Genomic DNA, 16,315 nt, shown 5'->3' on the forward strand with positions numbered 1-16,315 from the left:
CGCGAGGAGTGAGTCATCGTGAGCGGAGCCACGGGCGCCGGTTCGACCGATACGGAAACGGACGGCGGCCGTGGCTCCGCCACGGAGGCGACTGACTCCCATGACTCTCATGGATCCCAGGGGGGAACTGTGACGGACACCCGAGGCCCACAGACGCCGCAGTACGCGGCCGGTGCGGCCCCAGGCTCGCAGGTGCCTCCGGGCCCGGCGGCACCTTCCGGCGCGGCCGGGCCACCGGCACCGGGTTCGCCCCTGCCGGGCGAGCGGCAGCCGCAGCAGGCCGCCCAGCAGCCGTACCACCCGCCGCAGGCGTACGCGGCGCACACGGCGCCCGCCGCGGGCGCCGTACGCCGGCCGCGCACCGGGGCGCGCACCACGCCCCGTACGCGCAAGGCCCGGCTGCGGGTGGCCAAGGCCGACCCCTGGTCGGTGATGAAGGTCAGCTTCCTGCTCTCCATCGCGCTCGGCATCTGCACGATCGTCGCGGCGGCCGTGCTGTGGATGGTCATGGACGCCATGGGCGTCTTCTCCACCGTGGGCGGCACGATCTCCGAGGCCACCGGCTCGAACGAGTCGAACGGCTTCGACCTGCAGTCGTTCCTGTCGCTGCCGCGCGTCCTCGTCTTCACGTCGGTCATCGCCGTGATCGACGTCGTCCTCGCCACCGCGCTCGCCACCCTCGGCGCGTTCATCTACAACCTCTCCGCGGGCTTCGTCGGCGGAGTCGAGCTCACGCTCGCCGAGGACGAGTGAACGAGTGAACGAGGTCGCGGACGACTGAACGGCGACGAGTAAACGTTGTCAGTACCGCTTCGCCGGGAAGGCGCACCCTCTGTCGGGGGTGCGCCTTCCCGCTGTTCGGGCGGGCCGAAGGGGGTCCGGGATACCGATTTTGGGACTGGACCCGTCGTGCGCTAATCTTCAGAGGTCAGCGCGCGGGACATACACCGCAGAGCGCGGCGGGGCTATAGCTCAGTTGGTTAGAGCGCATCCCTGATAAGGATGAGGCCACAGGTTCAAATCCTGTTAGCCCCACATGCGAAAAGGCCCCCAGTCGATCATGGCTGGGGGCCTTTGACATCCATGGCTGACATCAGCCGATGAGCGGATCTTCCAGCAGCTCGGCGAGCAGCGCCACGGCCTCCCGCTCCCCGTCGCCCACCACATGCGTGTAGACGTCCATGGTCATGCTGATCTGACTGTGCCGCAGGATCGCTTGGGCGACCTTGGGATGCACCTTCAGGAAGGCCAGCAGAGTCCCGCAGGTGTGCCGGGCCAGCCGGACCGTGATGCGGCGCACACCGGCTCGCTTCACCAGCCGCTCGAAGCTCCGGGAGAAGCCCATCGGGTCGATCGGGCCGCCCCGCTCGGACGAGAAGACGAGATCCTGTTCCGGCTTCTGGGCCCAGCCGTCGCCGACGATCCGGCGTTCGAGGTCTTGGAGCTCCTGGCGCTCGCGGAGGGCCCGGGCGCAGAACTCCGGCAGCGGCAGCACCGCATGAGAGGACTCGGTCTTGAGGTCCTTGAGGACCAGGCCGATGCCCTTGACCCGCTGCACCTGCTTGACGGGCGTGAACTGCCCTCGGTCGAAGTCGATGTCCCGCCACCGCAGGCCCAGTACCTCGCTGCGGCGCAGGCCGAGGACGAGCACCAGGACGCACGCCGCGTACAGCCGGTGCGCCCGTGAGGCCCGCAGGAAGGCGACGGCCTCCTGAGCGTTCCAAGGCCGAGCCTCCCCCTTGCTGACCTTAGGCATATCCACCAGCAGCGCGACGTTCCGGGTCACCAGCTCCTCGCGCATAGCGCGGTTCAGGGCGTTGCGGAGGACGCGCAGCACCTCGAAGCGAGCGGCAGCGCCGACACCGTCCGCTTTGAGCTTCGCCATGAAGGTACGGATCTGCGCGGGCGTCAGCCGGATCATGGCCTTCTTGCCGAGCTGCGGGACCAGGTACAGCCGGACCTTGGACTCGTATTTCACGTACGTGTTGTGCTCCCGTTCCGGCTTCACGATGTGCTCCAGCCAGTAGGCCAGCCACTCGCCAACACTCCAGGAGCGGGAGGGGACGGGAACGCCGTTGCGCTCCTGGTCCTGGAGCTTGCCGAGCTTCTCGTTCGTCTCGTCCCAGGTCCGGCCGTACACGTACTTACGCACGCGGTTGCCGTCCGTGTCGGTGACGTAGGCAGCGCCCTGGTACCGGCCATCGGACCGCTTCGTGATGGTGCCGCCGCCGTTGGGCCTTCGCTTGGCCATCAGGCAGCCTCCCCGATCTGACCGACGATGAAGTTACGGATCGAGTCGTCGGGGATGCGTCGGCATCCGTCGACCTTGATGGAGACCAGGCGGTGAGTGCGGATCAGGTCGTAGACCTTGGTCCGTCCGACCTTGAGCCGTGCCATGACCTCGGGGACGGTCAGCAGCGAAGGCGAGGCGGTGGTCATGCGTCGGCTCCTTCCAGGGCCAGCTGGCCGGGTAGTTCTTCGCGGGCGGTCTCTCGGTTCAGCTCGATGTCCCGTCTGATGGTGGTGGCGAGCCAGGATTCGCCGGGGGTGTTGCCGTGGCCGGCATAGGTCCAGTGGGCGAGCACGCGGATGGTCGTCTCGGGGTGGTCGTCGGGGTCGGGCAGTCCGAGCGCGGCGCGTTGCTGGGCTGCTCGGTAGTCGGCGCGGACCTGGCGGAGGGCGCCGAGGGTGGTGGAGTAGCGGCGGGATTTGGTGGAGAAGTGGCCGCGGAAGCCGAGCATGTGGGCCCAGTCGCGGAGCTTGCGTTCCGGGTAGAGCGCGTGCAGGTCGAGGCAGGCCGCGATGAGCCGGGCGGGGTGGTCGGGTACGCCGAGTAGGGTCAGGGCCTCTTTGTTGCCGATGCGCCGGTCAACGGTGCCGGTGGTCTCGGCGGCTTTGGTGGCGTATTTGGCGACGTAGGAGGCGACGGCCTGTTCGGTGATGTCCTCGCCGTTGCCGAAGGCTCCGATGGGCTGTACGTCGAGCTGGGTGCCCCAGCGCAGGGTTCGGGCGGGCTGGTCTCCTGCGGGCGGGACGTCGACCGCGACGCGGGCAGCGGCGGCGTGGATGGCGTCGGTGAGCAGGTCGAGGGTGGCCCAGGCCGGGGGCGGGGAGTCGGGGCCCTCGGGTCCGTCGAAGCGGATGAGGGCGTGGAAGTGGACGGCGCCGCGCTTTTGGTACTCGGCGACTTTGCCGAAGGCGACGCGCGATTGTTCGTGGGCTGCCTTTTGGGTGAGGCCTGCGCGGCGGGCGATCTCGCGGCGGAGGTAGATCGTGAAGTAGCGCCACAGGTCGGAGGCGTGGTTGTTCCACAGCACCGCGCCCGCGTAGTCGTAGGTGGCCGGGTTCAGGGCGGTGCCGAGTTCGGGCGCGTCCTCCTGGTGGCGGGTGCCGCAGGCGCACGGCCGGTTGCCGGGCCGGTTGTGGACGGGGCCGAACGAGGGTGCGGTGAGGGTGGCGAAGACGCGCGGGTGTTCGCGGATGGTGGGAGGGGTGCCCTTGGCGGGGTCGCCGATCAGTCCGGCGCGGATGAGGTGGTAGGTGTCGCCCGCGTAGGTCCAGGCGCAGGAGGGGCAGCGGGAGGCGCGGCGGTTGCCGCAGGCGAGGCGGAGTCGGCCGCCGGGTTCGGCGTCGGTGGAGTAGGAGTGCAGGACCTGCCCGGTGATCCGGTCGCGGGTGATGGTGGAGCCTTGCAGGTGGATGGGGTCGGAGCAGCCGCCGGTGCGGCGGATCTGGTCCTGGATGCGGTCGAAGCCTTCTGACCCGGCCAGCCTCAGCACGTCGGCGAGGGTGGCCGGGTCCAGGCCCGCCATGGTGGCGGTGTCAGACACGGGCGGTCTCCCGCCGACGAGCCGGGGTGGTGTGGCCGGTGCCCTGGCAGGCCGGGCAGGTGACACGGAGGGTGACGCGGGTGCCGTCGCGGTGACGGGTGCCGGTGGTGATCACAGCAGCGGCGAAGCCGTCGCAGGCACGGCAGATACGGGCGCGGGCAGGGGCGAGCTGGGCCATGATGGAGCTTCCCTTTCGGGTCCGTCGGATCTGGAAGTGGTGCAGGCGCCCGGAGCGGCGGAAGTTTGGCGACCGAGGCCGCTCCGGGGGCCGTTAGCGCTGGTTGTTGAGGTCCTTGAGCAGCAGGCGCAGGACGACGGCGACGACAGCGACCGAGATGCCGGTGACGGCCACGGCCAGGAGCATCGAGACCAGGACGGCGCCGACGACCAGGACCACGGCGGTGCCGCCGCCGACGAGGGCGAGCGCGCTGCCCGCGGTGAGCTGAACCGTGGGCCGTGCGGAGACCGGCGCGAGCGGGGCCGGGGCGTCGGCCGTAGGGACCGGGGTGGACTGGGCCGGGGGCGGTGCGGTGTCGGGGGTCGGATACCTCGGGGTGAACACGATGGCTGTCCCTTCGAGTCGGGTTACTTGATCGCGGTGTCGACGGCGGGGCCGAGAAAGCTGTCAGCGACGAGGTAGCCGCCGAGCAGAAGCACAGCCACCAGCCACCACGGCGGGCGGGCGAGCTTGACGCCCAGGACGCCGACGACGAGCAGGGCGAGCCACAGCGGTACGTCCATGACGAGATCTCCTGTCAGGCCTTGCAGCGGTGGGTGCGGGCGGTGAGTTCAGCAGCCGAGCGGTCGTCGTGCTCGGTGGAGAAGCCGCAGCCGGGGGTGGCGCAGGCGGCCGTGTGCTTGTCCCGGCCGCGCCCGTCGTAGTAGGTCGCGACCTTGACCGGCCCCATGCGGACCACGTTGCGGAAGCGGCGGTAGGCAGCCACGGGCGATCTTCCTTTCAGGCGAGTTGGAGTTGCGTGGTGATCGCGTCGGTCATCGGAGCGGGCAGTCCGAGCCGGGCCGACAGATCAGCCGCGGGCATCGGTGAACCAGTCGAAGCCCGGTGTGCTTCGGCGATCTTGCGTGCGTGGTCGAGCAGGGCGACCGGGACCGCGGGGGCACTGGCCGGGGGTTTGGGTGGCGCGGCTGTCAGCTCCGGTGCCGGTTCGGGAGCCGGGGCGGGCGCGGGTTCGTCGGTGCGCTGCATCTCGACTTCCTGCGGAGCCGGTTCGTCCTTCACTGGCTGCGTGGGAGCGACTGGCGTCGCAGGGGTTGAGTGCACCAGGAGGGTGCCGCCGAGGAAGGCCAGGGCGGGCCAGCCAGCGACGAGGATGCAGAGCCAGGCCGGGACGGCGTTGAGGTCGAGGAGCCCGGCGGTGGCGATGTTCGCGCCGAGTGAGGCGACCAGCGCGATGACGAACCAGGTCCAGGCGGAGCGGTCCCGGCGGGCGGTGCGCAGCCGACGCCAGGCGGCGACGAGCAGCAGGTCGACGGAGATCGGATAGGCCCAGGCTTTCCAGCCGGTCTGTCCGGCGGCGTCGGCAAGGTCGTGCAGGTGGGCGAAGGACAGCGCACCGGCGATGACGGCCTGGACCATGACCGCGTCCGGACGGATCGAGCGGGACATGAGAACCACCTCCCTTCCAGGGGGTTCAGCTGGTGACCGGCCGGGCCTTGCCCAGCGGAGGAGAAACGGCCGGCATGGCAGCGGGCACGTAGGGGCGGAAGGGCTTGAGGGCGGGGAAGTCCGGGACCAGGTGGGCGAACTCGCGGCAGATGGCGGCCACCTCGTCGCGAGGCGTGTCCGGGGTGCGGATTTTCGACCAGCCGCCGGAGGAGTCCGCCGCGACCGCCGTGCCGGGGCGTTCCATCGGGATCAGGCTCGCGACGGGGACCGCGTCGGGGGCTACGTCGTTGAGGCCCATTTCGGCGGTCTGCTTGTCGTTGACCCGGTGCACCACCCGGCCGGTGAGCTGGGCCCGGAGCATGGTGGCGCCCTTGCCCAGGTCGGAGCCGAAGCGCTGCCCGCAGATCTCCAGGTAGATGCCGACCGAGCGGGCCATCTGCGCCAGCCGGATCAGCGCCGTGACGATTCGCTCGCGGCGTTCCTCGTCCTTCTTGGCGGAGATCAGGAACAGCTCCGCCACCTCGTCCACCAGGACGACGACCGGCACCGGCCGCAGCTCGGCAGGCAGCTCCCACATGTCCGAGACGCCGTGCTGCCGCAGTTGGTCGAAGCGGTCTTCCATCTCCGCGACCAGGACCGCCAGCAGCGAGGCCGACTCGTCCGGAGTGGTGGCCAGCGCCGACAGCCGAGGCACGTAGGCGGTCTGTTCCACCCCGCGCTTGCAGTCGATGCCCACCAGCGCCACCGGCAGTTGCGCGAGCCCCTTGATCAGGTTGCGCTGATACATCGACTTGCCCGAGTGGTTCGCGCCCAGGGTGAGCGCCATCGGCGCCTTGCGGTAGTCCCGCTCGAAGGCGGTCCCGTCCTCCCGCAGCGCGACGGGGACGACCATGTCTCGGGGGCGTGCCTTGCGCGGCATCCGCACCCGGCGCAGCACGTCGTAGCCGGTCATGCGCAGCTCGACGTATCCCGGCTTGGTCTCCGCCACGGTCACCGAGTACACGCCCCAGGCGTGACGCAGCCGTTCCGAGGTGGCGATCAGGTCGGCGGGCTCCAGCCCGGCCGGAAGGCGCAGGGTGACCCGCAGGCCGGTCGACGTGCCGCGCACCCGGCGGATCTTCGGGGGCACCGGCTGTACCTCGCGGCGGGCGACGTTGCGCGTCATGAAGGCCCGCAGGCCCGAGGGCTGCACCGTCAGCCCGCAGACGTCCATGGTCGAGCGGTACGAGAGGACGAAGCGCCCCCAGGTGACCGGCATCCCGACCAGCGACCAGTACACGCGAGGAGCGCGCACCTTCGCATAGCCAAGACCACCGGCACCCGCTACGGCTCCAGTGGCCTCCAGCCACACCGACAGGTTCGTCATGATCAGACCGCCGAGGTGATCGCGACCGCACGGAACGAGATCCCGTGCCGCTTCTGGCCGTTGAACTCGTTCTCCCAGTCCCGCGCCTTCAGGCCGACCACCTTCACCGGCAGACCCGGCGCCAGACCCTCCGGAATACCCGTCTCCGGGATCGTCACCTGGTAGAGGTTGCCCTCCCCCTCGTCCGAGACCAGCAGGCCCACGGTCGACAGACCCGCACCGGTCTCCCGGTCCATGGCACGCTCCCCGGTCTTCTGATTGATGAGCTTCGGCGTCGGCGCGGTCGCCACGAACACCACAGCGGTCGAGACATCGATCTTGAACGACGGCATGAAGTACTCCCTGAGTCAGTGCGTAGGGCAGCCCAACGGGAACCACCCTGCTCGCTGTCCTAGGACTGCGAGCGACTTAGGGAGACTGTGGCACGCAGTCCCAGGACTGTCAACAGTCCTGGGACTGTGTTTGACTGGTCCCGTCGAGAGGAGCCACCAGATGACGCCCAAATGGCGAGAGCTGGCGGACAAGCTGGCCGAGCAGATCAGGAGCGGTGAGTACGCACCGGGGCAGCAGCTTCCGCAGATCAGGGAGCTGGTGGCGGAGGGCGAGGGCTCGAAGTCCACCGTCCACGCGGCCTACAAGGCGCTGGAAGCCGAAGGGCTGGTGACCTCGTCCCGAGGCCACGGCACCGTCGTACGGCAGCAGGTACCGCTCAAGCGGCTCGGCATCGCCCGGTACGACAAGGCCAAGTGGCGGGACGGCGACGAGGTCGCGTTCATCGCGGACCGCGTGGCTTCCGGGCGCAGCTACCGCCGGAACGAGCAGACACAGACGGTCAGCCTCGTTGAAGCGCCGCCCGCAGTGGCAGCCGCACACGGTCTCCCTGAAGGAGCGCCGGTGTACGCCCGAGCGCGTCTCGTCAAGGAAGGCGACCAGCCGACTCATACCCTGACCAGCTACTACCGCCCCGAGCACGTCGAGGGCACACGGATCGTGGATCCGACTCCAGGACCGGCCGGCCGCGGCGGCGGATTCCGGGTCCTGTACGACGCGGGTTACGAGATCGACCACATGAAGGAAGCCATCTTCGCCAGGGCCGCGACGCCGGACGAGACGAAGCTGTTGCAGCTCCCCGCGGGCGAACCTGTCGTCGAGCTGCATCGGACGACCTACACGGCTTCTGGCACAGTGGTCGAATTCGCCATCGGTGTGCACGCAGCTTCGCGCTTCGCCTGGGAGTACGACTTCAAGGTCCCGGACTCGGCGAAGGGCGAGAAGGGGCAGCAATGATCTCGACGCAGGCCTGGGACGACGCGCGATGCCTGTGGGACTACCACCAGATGGGCCACGTCCTGCGGCCGTGCTCGGTCGCGGTCGGCCTGGGCAGCCACGACCTGGGCGTGGCCGACACGGCGGTGGACCTGTACGAGCGCGGCATGGCCCCCCTGCTTGTGTTCACTGGCGCCACCAGCCCGACGACGCGGGACCGTATGCCGCGAGGCGAGGCGGTCCACTACCGCGAACGGGCCCTCGAACTCGGCGTGCCCGCCTCAGCGGTCCTCGTGGAACCGCGCGCCCGCAACACGGGTGAGAACATCCGCTTCTCCAAGGCCGTGCTTGAGGAGGCGGGGGTGGACGTCTCCTCCGTTCTCCTGATCAGCAAGCCGTACGAGGAGCGGAGGGCGTACGCCACGGCGCGCAAGCTGTGGCCTGGGGTAGAGATCGTCAGCGCCTCAACTCCGATGACGTTCAGCGAGTACGTGGATTCCATCGGGGATGTACGTCTGGTCATCGACATGCTTGTGGGAGCGCTTCAGCGTCTGCTGATCTACCCGGAGCAGGGGTTCATGATCAGTCAGCAAGTCCCGGATCACGTGCTTCGGGCGTATGAGCGGCTCTGCCACGAAGGCTTCACCAGTCGGCTCCTCCACACCGACACGGCTTCCACCTGATCAACTCAGCCCGGATCAGCCCACGCTGCGAGGAATCCGCCCATCCGACCGGCCGCAGCGTGTTGTTACAGGTTTCTCTACCTCATCAAGTCCGGCTGCGCTCCGCTCCGCCGGGCGCGCTTTCCGGCTCCGCCGCCCTCCGCGCTCCTGCCTCCGGCCCGCGCTGCGGGCGCTGCGCCGACGCACGCCCACGGGTAGATAGGCCGGTCTGACGAGGGCGATCACTGCACGAACGCGGCCACGGTCAAGGACATGCCTCCGGCGGGGGCGCTCCGACTCCGGGATGGAGGGGGCGCCGCTGGCGGGTACCGGCCGAGTGGGGCGTGCGTGGGGAGCTCCCATCCCGTCCACCGCCGACCCAGGCAGAGCCGAGCAGACGCGGCCCAGGGGCGTCAAGGTCGTTCGTACAGTGGCGCGCTCCACCTTGACGCCCCTGAACCACGCCTGCTCCACGGTGTGTGGGTCGACGGCGGACGGGATGGGAGCTTGGGTAAGTGGTGGGTTGCGGCATCGACGGAGCCTGCTGCGATGTTTCACGTGAAACAGTCCTCGACGGTGAACAGGTCCATTTGTGGAGCTGGGTGCACGCCTCCAAGAGGCTGAAATCACTGGCCGCACCCATTTGACCTGCGGAAACGGCTTGATTTCCGGGGTTGTCAAAGGTGACCGGTAAGATGAGCGCAGCTACTTCGCAAAGCTCTCTACGAACTGCGCCTTGGGGAAGGTGAGTTCACCGTCTCCGGCCCATGGCGGGTCGGTCTGGAGAGCGGAAGGAGGTGGCTAGATGAGCGAGATCGTTAAGACGCGCCGACGATGGACCGGCCCTGAAAAGTGGCAGGTTGGCTTGGCGGCTGTGGCACTGATGTTCGCGATCATCGATCGAGCGGGTTGGTTTTGGTGACCCGTCAGGAGGCCGGTCGGAGGCGACACGTGATGAGCTGTGAATGCAGCGAGTCCGGTCGGTATCAGCTCGACCGGACTCGCTAAGGCAGGGGGTTTGGTCCTGGTTGGCGCCGGGGCCAAACCCCCTCTGTCTACGGTTGTTACTAGAAAAGCCCTGATCAGGGCCCTAGTCCGAGACAATCTGTCTACTACAATACCTCCGCTTTGACCTCGCTGGCCAGCTAGGACGGTCCATGGTTGTAGCTACACGCAGCCCCATCGTGTAGCTACAGCTCTACGGATCTCTCTCCAATTGCGCATTGCTAGCGCCATGGTGGTTGCACGATGCCCCTCAGAGCGTCCCCACTGATCGTGCATCTCTGTGCCGCCCGGCGGCTGAATCAGGTAGAGGCTCTATTCGTCAGGCCCGGCTTAGTGGCTGGTTCGGTTCTTGTCGGACGCTTTGGGCAGTGCGGGCCGCACTCGTACACCTCGACAGACAGATCGTGTGCACCGCAGTGTCCTTCGGCGCGGCCGGCCGATCTGGCGCCCTCCCAGAGCAGTCCGCCACACCAGCAGCAGCGCCAGCCGAGATACTGCCAGCCGCTGAGTTCCCCGGCGGGCGGCGGCTTCGGCCGCCAAGTCCCAGTCATGGCCGGTCGGAGAACGGGATCAGGTCGTGCTGATCGCGGCATGGGCCGCAGGCAGATTGAGCACCCCCTGGCCCGGAACCCTGCTCATCCACACTGATGATGCGGATGTCGATGCTGTAGCCGCGGTGCCATGAGCAGTAGCCATAGGCGACGGGCTCCGTCTTCGCCGTGTTCGGGCTGTTCGGGGCGGTTGGGTTCTGCTTACCCTCGTTCACGTCGACTCCATCTCAGTCGTCCATGCCCCCGGATCGGTTGCGCGATCGCGGGGGTGATGTGCGTGCACGCAGCGTAGTACTAGGTAGCTAGGGTAGCTAGGTTAGACAGGCAATCTCGACTCGCCGATCAGGCTCATCCTGCCTAGCTTCGGATCATGGACTGGAAGCCGGATATCCCGCGCTGGAAGCAGGTGTACGCGATCTTCGAGCAGCGGATCGCAGACGGCGACTACCCGCCGGGGAGCCAGTTGCCGGGCGTTCTCGCGATTCAAGGTGAGTTCGGTATCGCGCAGATGACGGCCCGCCGCGTCCTCACCGAACTCCGGGATGCGGGACTGGCGCAGATGCAACCGGGCATCGGGACGTTCGTCACCGAGCTGCCAAAGCCGTAGGTGTCAACCCCGGCTTGGTGTCTGACATCAATGGCTGACACCAACAGCAGCGTACGGAGTCGGACCAAGGCGAACCGTGGCGACCAGCGACCGGCCACCAGGCAGGCGAGAGTCAGGCTCGATGGGACGCCATGATCGACCTGATAAGGATGAGGCCACAGGTTCAAAAGCTGTTAGCCCCACCAGTTCACAACCCCCAGGTCATCGCACCTGGGGGTTTTGGCATTCACGGCGCGTATCCCGGCGCCTGTTCCCGTGGCGTCGGTGGGCCTGGGCTCGATGGATGACCTTGGAATGGGAACAGGTACTTGTTCACTGCGAAGATCCGGCGGCCCTGGGGCAGTGGTGGGCCGACGCTCTCGGCTGGGTGGTCGTCCACTCCTCCGACGACGAGTTCGAGATCCGGCAGACCCCCGACCGTCTGCCGGGGATGGACTTCGTCCGGATCGACGAGAGCAAGAAGGTGAAGAGCCGACTGCATCTCGATTTCAGGCCCGACGACCAGGCCGCCGAGGTGGCCCGTCTTGAGGCGCATGGCGCGAAGCGCGTCGACATCGGCCAGGGCGAGCAGTCGTGGGTGGTCATGGCCGACCCCGAAGGCAACGAGTTCTGTGTCCTTGGACAACGGCAGCAGTGAGACCCGGCTCCCTCGGAGCCCGGGGTTCCTCCCGGCTGCGGTACTCAATAGGCAAGTAGATGGAGATGGAGATGGAGAGGTAGACGGTAGACGTTGATGTAGGTCAAGGGGTGGGGCGTGTTTTCCGTCGGGTGAAGCGTCTTCTCCGTGGGCCGTGGGCCGTGGGCTGTGAGCCGTGAGCTGTGAGCTGTGAGCCGTGAGCCGTGAGCCGTGAGTCGTGAGCCGTGACGGCTTCAGCTCAGTGGCTCGCTCTGACCGGCCGTGAGCCCGTACAGGTCCTGCTGCCGGAGCGCGGTCATCCCCGGGTCGCCGTACCGGCCGCGGCCAGGACGGGTGCCGGGGGCTGGACCGGGGCCGAGGACTGCGAGGGAAGAGTGACGGCGGCGACGGGTGCGGCAGACGCGGCCGGTGCTGCGAGGGCGTGGCGTGTGCACTGCGTGGTCGGCGTGACTGCAGAACGAGCGGCGAGTTCGGCGCCGAGGCCAGCGGCGTGACCCGCGGGCTGCCCGACGGCGGTGGTACCGGTGTCGGGGGAGCCGGCGTCGATGGAGCCGGTCGTCCTGCGTGTGGCGCCTGAGGGGTGGGCGGGGGCCGCGGCGCTGTCCCGTGTGACGGAGGCGCCGGCGTTCGAGCCCGCCGCATCGGCGGCATCGGTGGCATCCGCGGGACCGAAGGCATCCAGGGCCTCCGTCGACGGGCGGTGTCGGCAGGACGGCGAGGAGCCGTGCGCCTCCGCGTGGATGCGCTGTTTCATCGTGGGTGGCAGGGAACTCGCCCCCGGACGGGCCCAGATGGGCTCCTCCTGCGCCGCCGCTTCCTGCGGGGCGTTGGTGTTGCGTGCCGTCTCCGTCGCGGGTACGGCGGCGACGGCGGTCGTCGTGATCAGTCCGAGTGACGTGCACAGCGCGAGGAAGGCGGTGACGACCGCGGTCCACAGGTTCATGACCTGGTTGCGAGTCATGGTCCCTCTCCTTTGGGGTGGGTGGATTTGCATACTTTCCTCATGATGTGTATGTCGGTTGCGAAGTGACGGACCGACGCCCGTGGCGCGGCGATCTTCTGATGAACACCACCCGGATGGGCCCATTGCTCATTAAATGAGCGGAAGCATGAGGAAAGCAGGGCGAAATCACCCTCGGTGAGAGTGTGATCACCCTCCGATCCGAGTGGACGGCCCCGGTCGTATTGCGCTGCCCCAGCGGGCAGTTGAGGCCCCGACGCAGGTCACCGATCGGTATCGGCCGGTGTGTATAGTCGGGCGCCAGAAGTCCCCAACGCCCAAGAAAGACGAGGTCTCGCGGTGAAGAAGCTTCTCCTGGTCGCACTGGCCGCCATCGGCGGGCTCCTCGTGTACCGCCAGATCCAGGCGGATCGCGCCGAGCAGGACCTGTGGACGGAGGCGACAGACTCCGTGCCCACGGGTTCGTGAGTGTCGACGACATTCCCAGTACAGACCCCGGCCGCCTTGCCGCGACCGGGGTTTTGTCTTGCCCGGGCGTCACAGGAAGCGCTTGTGTCACCGAACAGGGAGCGGCGTGGCGGTCCTGCGGGGCAGGATGGTCGAGGCTTCGCGGGCGTTCGGGACAGTGTCGGAACAGCGACGGCGCCGGTCCGTGGGAGGCCGTCGGGTGAGGGTCCGGGTGACGGCGAGGGGGCGCGTGATGAGGCGGCGCAGGGAAGGGTGGCGCGGCCGTAGCCGTGCGGTCCTGGCGGGGGCGGCGACGCTGCTCGCGATCGCCGCACCGGTGGGCCGGGCGACGACGGCGACGGCGGCCGACGCTCCCCCTCCGTACCGCTTCGCCGCGGATGCCGAGCGGATCGAGGGCGCGACCCAGAGCATCGACACCGAACCCCTGACACCCGGCACGTACTACCGGAGCACCATCCGCGACAACGGAAAGCTCTACTACGGGCTGCGGCTCGACGAGGCTTCCGGCGCGTCCGGTGCGTACGTGTCGGCCACCGCCGTACCGAAGCCGGGCACGAAGGTCGGGTACTCGGACGGCATCAAGGTGTCGCTTCAGGATCCCGACGGCCACAGATGCTTCTCCGGGGATGCCGGCATCGCCCGTTTCGGGCCGACGAAGAGCCCGCGCCCGCTCACGGCCTGGGCGTCACGCAAGGCCGGCCCCGGCGCGTACACCTGCAAGGAGGCCGGTACGTACGCGGTGCTCGTCGAGCGGACGAGCGGGCCCGGCTCCTCGTTGGACGACTGGGAGCTGGAGCTTCAGTACGTCTCGGAGCCCGCTGTGGCGAAAACCGCTTCGACGGCCGCCCCGCAGGTGTGGGACTCCGCCTCCCCCCAGGCCGTCGAAGGCCTCGCCCGCACCCGGCAGGGCGGTACGGGCTTCAGTGGGGCGCGCTCGCTGGAGCAGGGCGTCTGGAAGGACGGGATCAGGGCCGGGCAGACCCTCTTCTACCGCGTGCCCGTCGACTGGGGACAGCAGCTGGACGCCACCGCCGAACTGGGCCCGGCGAACGGCGACGGTTATCTGGGGAACGCGCTCGTCCTGTCCCTCCACAACCCCGTGCGCGCCCTGGTGGACGACGCCACCACCGGATACGACGGCTCGAAGAAGCAGACCGCGCTGGAACCGCTGCCTCCGGTCGCGTACGAGAACCGGTTCGCCGTCGACGACCAGGTCGGCGGGATGCGGTTCGCCGGCTGGTACTACCTCGTCGTGCATCTCGCGGCGGAGACGGCGGACAAGTTCGGCGACGGGCCGGTCGAGCTGACGCTGCGCGTGCGGGTGAGGGGTACGGCCGGGGAGGCACCGGCCTACAGCGGTGCCGCCGTGCCGCGCGACGTCTTCGAGGTCACCGCGGGGGACAGGCACGCTGCGGCGAGCGGCAGCGCGGCGACCGGTGGGGACGGCGGTGACGGTGGTTCGGCGGGCGGGAACACCGCGATGCAGGCGGTGGCCGTGAGCGGCATCGGTACGGGGTGCGTCCTGGTGCTGGGGCTCGCGATGTGGACGGTGGTCGCCCGGCGGCGGGCGGGGGTGAAGGCGGAGCCGCCCGAGGGCGCCGTGCCGGTCGCGGGCGCCGGAGCCGCACGGACGTACGGGCGGGCCCGGGCCAGGTAGTTCAACGCTGCCGCCGGCCGGTGCCGGTGCCGGTGCCGGTTCTGGTGCCGGTTCTGGTTCTGGTGGTTCAGGAGGTCCGGGCCCGGTTCAGATCCGCGCCAGTGCCCAGAATCCGACCGCGAAGCAGATCAGCGCGAGCAGGAGCACCGGAACCACCACCGCGAGGGGCGGGCCGGGCCGCCGCCGTGCCCGCCTGGCGCGGTGCCGCGCGACCGGCTGCGGCTGCGGCGGAACCTGAACGCCCTGAGCGGTGTACGAGGCGGTGGAAGCCGTCTCACGCGGCTGTGACGGAGGCAGAGGCTGGGGCAGGGGCATGGACTGCGGCAGCGGCAGGGCCGGTGGGGGTGATTGCGGCTGTGGTCGTGGCGCGGGCGCGGGAGCCGTCGGGTACGGGGCCTGGGGGGAGGGCACGTGGGTGGGCTCGTACGACGGCGACGGGGAGTAGGCGGAAGCCGGGAGCCCGGGCGGGGCAGGGGGAGCGAGGGAGTGCTTCTCCCGCAGCGGCGGCGGCAGGTGGAAGCTGCCGGTGTCCGACGGGGTGAGGGGCTGCGAGGGGGTGGGATCGCTGGTCGGCTGGGGCGGTATGCCCCCGGCCCACCGCCCGGCGGCGGAATGGCCCGGGGAGGGACCGGTCGCCGGGGGACCGCCCGCTGGGGAGGCGGTTCCCGTATCGGCCTCCGGAGAGGGTGCGGAAGCGGTCGTCCGGGGCGTCGTGGTGGGCCTGGTGGCTGTGGTGGTCGTGCGCGTGAGGGGGCCCTCGGGGCCGAACCCCTCGGGAAGCGGACCGAGTTGGTCGAATATCTCGATCAGCTCGTCGTCGGGGCCGGGCTCCGCGAGGAGCTCCCTGGCCGAGACGAGCGCCTTGCGCGCTCCGTTGGCGGTGCGGAACCTGGCGGCCGGATCCGGTTCGAGCAGGGACGCCACGACCTGCCACAGGGGCTCGGGAATCCCCTTGGGGGCGCTCGGCGTGCCGTGCGCCTCGAAATGCTCGACCAGCGCCTTGGCGTCGGGTTTGGCACCCTCCAGGAGGAAGAGCGCGACCAGGCCCACGGCGAAGAGGTCGGCGGGGAAATCCGGATCGGCGCCCTGCAACTGCTCGGGCGCGAAGTAACCAGGTGTTCCCACCACGTAGTTGGTCTCGGTGAGGCGCGGATCACCCAGGCGCATCGAGATGCCGAAGTCGGACAGCCGCAGCCGCGGGCGGGCCGTTCCGGTCGACTCCAGCAGGATGTTGGCGGGCTTGATGTCACGGTGCACGATCCCCTCGGCGTGCACCGCGGCGAGTCCCGCGAGGAGTTGGTCGAGCAGGGTGCAGACGAAGACCGGCGGCAGCGGGCCGTAATCGCCGATCAGGTGGACCAGGGATCCGCCACCGACGAGGTCCATGGTGAACAGGACCTTGTCGTCGTCGGCCGCCCAGCTGGCGGGCGCGAGCACATGGGGGTGGTCGATCCGGACCGCCTGCTCGCGCACGAACCGCAGCAGCGAGTGCGCGTCGCTCTGCTGGAGCACCTTGGCGGCCACATAACGGCTCCGCCGGTGGTCCCAGGCGCGCCAGACGGCACCGACTCCCCCGCGTCCGATCGGGTCGACCAGTTCGTACCGGCCGGCGAAGACCTCACCCATGGTCGTGCGTCGCTCCCCCTTCGGCGGTCGGTACTGCGGCGTCCTCTTACCG

At 69.2% G+C, this 16,315-nt stretch carries 20 protein-coding genes and 1 tRNA gene; 8 read left to right on the top strand and 13 right to left on the bottom strand.

Translation table 11 applies throughout. The features are described from left to right. The first annotated feature begins 18 nt into the window (after window positions 1-18). Window positions 19-753, top strand: coding sequence for a DUF3566 domain-containing protein (locus K3769_RS22590; protein WP_267028183.1), 735 nt, complete (start codon window positions 19-21; stop codon window positions 751-753). A 208-nt stretch (window positions 754-961) separates the two neighbouring features. Continuing rightward, window positions 962-1,035, top strand: a tRNA-Ile gene (locus K3769_RS22595). A 58-nt stretch (window positions 1,036-1,093) separates the two neighbouring features. Here K3769_RS22595 and K3769_RS22600 read toward each other — a convergent pair. From K3769_RS22600 to K3769_RS22645, 10 genes are all read right to left on the bottom strand, one after another. Beyond that, window positions 1,094-2,251, bottom strand: a complete 1,158-nt coding sequence (locus tag K3769_RS22600) for a tyrosine-type recombinase/integrase (RefSeq protein WP_267028184.1) — start codon at window positions 2,249-2,251, stop codon at window positions 1,094-1,096. Further along, window positions 2,251-2,439: a helix-turn-helix domain-containing protein gene (locus tag K3769_RS22605; protein ID WP_267028185.1), complete on the bottom strand. Its 189-nt coding sequence runs from the start codon at window positions 2,437-2,439 to the stop codon at window positions 2,251-2,253. Before K3769_RS22605 ends, K3769_RS22600 begins: the two co-directional genes overlap by 1 nt. Continuing rightward, the gene (gene repSA / locus K3769_RS22610; protein ID WP_308216383.1) at window positions 2,436-3,830 is read right to left on the bottom strand and encodes a replication initiator protein RepSA; all 1,395 of its coding nucleotides are present in this window, start codon (window positions 3,828-3,830) and stop codon (window positions 2,436-2,438) included. Before repSA ends, K3769_RS22605 begins: the two co-directional genes overlap by 4 nt. After that, window positions 3,823-4,008 carry a hypothetical protein gene (locus K3769_RS22615; protein WP_267028186.1) on the bottom strand — a complete coding sequence of 62 codons (186 nt, stop codon included), beginning with the start codon at window positions 4,006-4,008 and terminating at the stop codon, window positions 3,823-3,825. The genes repSA and K3769_RS22615 overlap by 8 nt, the downstream gene beginning before the upstream one ends. Window positions 4,009-4,101: 93 nt before the next feature. Next, window positions 4,102-4,392: a SpdD protein gene (locus K3769_RS22620; protein ID WP_267028187.1), complete on the bottom strand. Its 291-nt coding sequence runs from the start codon at window positions 4,390-4,392 to the stop codon at window positions 4,102-4,104. A 23-nt stretch (window positions 4,393-4,415) separates the two neighbouring features. Further along, on the bottom strand, window positions 4,416-4,571 hold the full coding sequence (locus K3769_RS22625; RefSeq protein WP_267028188.1) for a hypothetical protein: 156 nt from the start codon (window positions 4,569-4,571) through the stop codon (window positions 4,416-4,418). Between the two features lie 14 nt (window positions 4,572-4,585). After that, complete coding sequence (locus K3769_RS22630; protein ID WP_107017861.1) at window positions 4,586-4,774, bottom strand: mobile element transfer protein; 189 nt, start codon at window positions 4,772-4,774, stop codon at window positions 4,586-4,588. 14 nt (window positions 4,775-4,788) lie between these two features. Beyond that, the gene (locus tag K3769_RS22635) at window positions 4,789-5,457 is read right to left on the bottom strand and encodes a DUF2637 domain-containing protein (protein WP_267028189.1); all 669 of its coding nucleotides are present in this window, start codon (window positions 5,455-5,457) and stop codon (window positions 4,789-4,791) included. 25 nt (window positions 5,458-5,482) lie between these two features. After that, window positions 5,483-6,823 (bottom strand): FtsK/SpoIIIE domain-containing protein, encoded by a 1,341-nt coding sequence (locus tag K3769_RS22640; RefSeq protein ID WP_267028190.1) that lies wholly within the window; start codon window positions 6,821-6,823, stop codon window positions 5,483-5,485. Between the two features lie 2 nt (window positions 6,824-6,825). Continuing rightward, window positions 6,826-7,155: an SCO3933 family regulatory protein gene (locus K3769_RS22645; RefSeq protein WP_267028191.1), complete on the bottom strand. Its 330-nt coding sequence runs from the start codon at window positions 7,153-7,155 to the stop codon at window positions 6,826-6,828. Window positions 7,156-7,315: 160 nt separating this feature from the next. Between K3769_RS22645 and K3769_RS22650 the strand changes: the two genes are divergently transcribed. Together K3769_RS22650 and K3769_RS22655 are read left to right on the top strand one after the other, a co-directional pair. Further along, window positions 7,316-8,110, top strand: a complete 795-nt coding sequence (locus K3769_RS22650) for a GntR family transcriptional regulator (RefSeq protein ID WP_267028192.1) — start codon at window positions 7,316-7,318, stop codon at window positions 8,108-8,110. Continuing rightward, on the top strand, window positions 8,107-8,772 hold the full coding sequence (locus tag K3769_RS22655; RefSeq protein ID WP_267028193.1) for a YdcF family protein: 666 nt from the start codon (window positions 8,107-8,109) through the stop codon (window positions 8,770-8,772). Before K3769_RS22650 ends, K3769_RS22655 begins: the two co-directional genes overlap by 4 nt. Before the next feature lie 1,531 nt (window positions 8,773-10,303). On the opposite strand, the gene K3769_RS22660 is transcribed toward K3769_RS22655, so the two are convergent. Continuing rightward, complete coding sequence (locus K3769_RS22660) at window positions 10,304-10,522, bottom strand: hypothetical protein (protein WP_267028194.1); 219 nt, start codon at window positions 10,520-10,522, stop codon at window positions 10,304-10,306. Window positions 10,523-10,677: 155 nt separating this feature from the next. Here K3769_RS22660 and K3769_RS22665 point away from each other — a divergent pair, with 155 nt between their 5' ends. Together K3769_RS22665 and K3769_RS22670 are read left to right on the top strand one after the other, a co-directional pair. Continuing rightward, window positions 10,678-10,914, top strand: a complete 237-nt coding sequence (locus tag K3769_RS22665) for a GntR family transcriptional regulator (RefSeq protein WP_267028195.1) — start codon at window positions 10,678-10,680, stop codon at window positions 10,912-10,914. A 283-nt stretch (window positions 10,915-11,197) separates the two neighbouring features. Then, window positions 11,198-11,551: a VOC family protein gene (locus K3769_RS22670; protein ID WP_267028196.1), complete on the top strand. Its 354-nt coding sequence runs from the start codon at window positions 11,198-11,200 to the stop codon at window positions 11,549-11,551. A gap of 295 nt (window positions 11,552-11,846) precedes the next feature. Here the strand turns inward: K3769_RS22670 and K3769_RS40950 are convergent, their stop codons facing one another. Next, on the bottom strand, window positions 11,847-12,512 hold the full coding sequence (locus K3769_RS40950) for a DUF6344 domain-containing protein (RefSeq protein WP_308216384.1): 666 nt from the start codon (window positions 12,510-12,512) through the stop codon (window positions 11,847-11,849). 339 nt (window positions 12,513-12,851) lie between these two features. Between K3769_RS40950 and K3769_RS22680 the strand changes: the two genes are divergently transcribed. Continuing rightward, the gene (locus tag K3769_RS22680; RefSeq protein WP_003999697.1) at window positions 12,852-12,980 is read left to right on the top strand and encodes a DLW-39 family protein; all 129 of its coding nucleotides are present in this window, start codon (window positions 12,852-12,854) and stop codon (window positions 12,978-12,980) included. Window positions 12,981-13,212: 232 nt separating this feature from the next. Then, complete coding sequence (locus K3769_RS22685) at window positions 13,213-14,637, top strand: hypothetical protein (protein WP_267028197.1); 1,425 nt, start codon at window positions 13,213-13,215, stop codon at window positions 14,635-14,637. A gap of 87 nt (window positions 14,638-14,724) precedes the next feature. On the opposite strand, the gene K3769_RS22690 is transcribed toward K3769_RS22685, so the two are convergent. Next, window positions 14,725-16,263, bottom strand: a complete 1,539-nt coding sequence (locus tag K3769_RS22690) for a serine/threonine-protein kinase (protein ID WP_267028198.1) — start codon at window positions 16,261-16,263, stop codon at window positions 14,725-14,727. Window positions 16,264-16,315: the final 52 nt, after the last annotated feature.

Source organism: Streptomyces ortus (assembly GCF_026341275.1).
GTDB classification, from domain to species: Bacteria; Actinomycetota; Actinomycetes; order Streptomycetales; family Streptomycetaceae; genus Streptomyces; species Streptomyces ortus.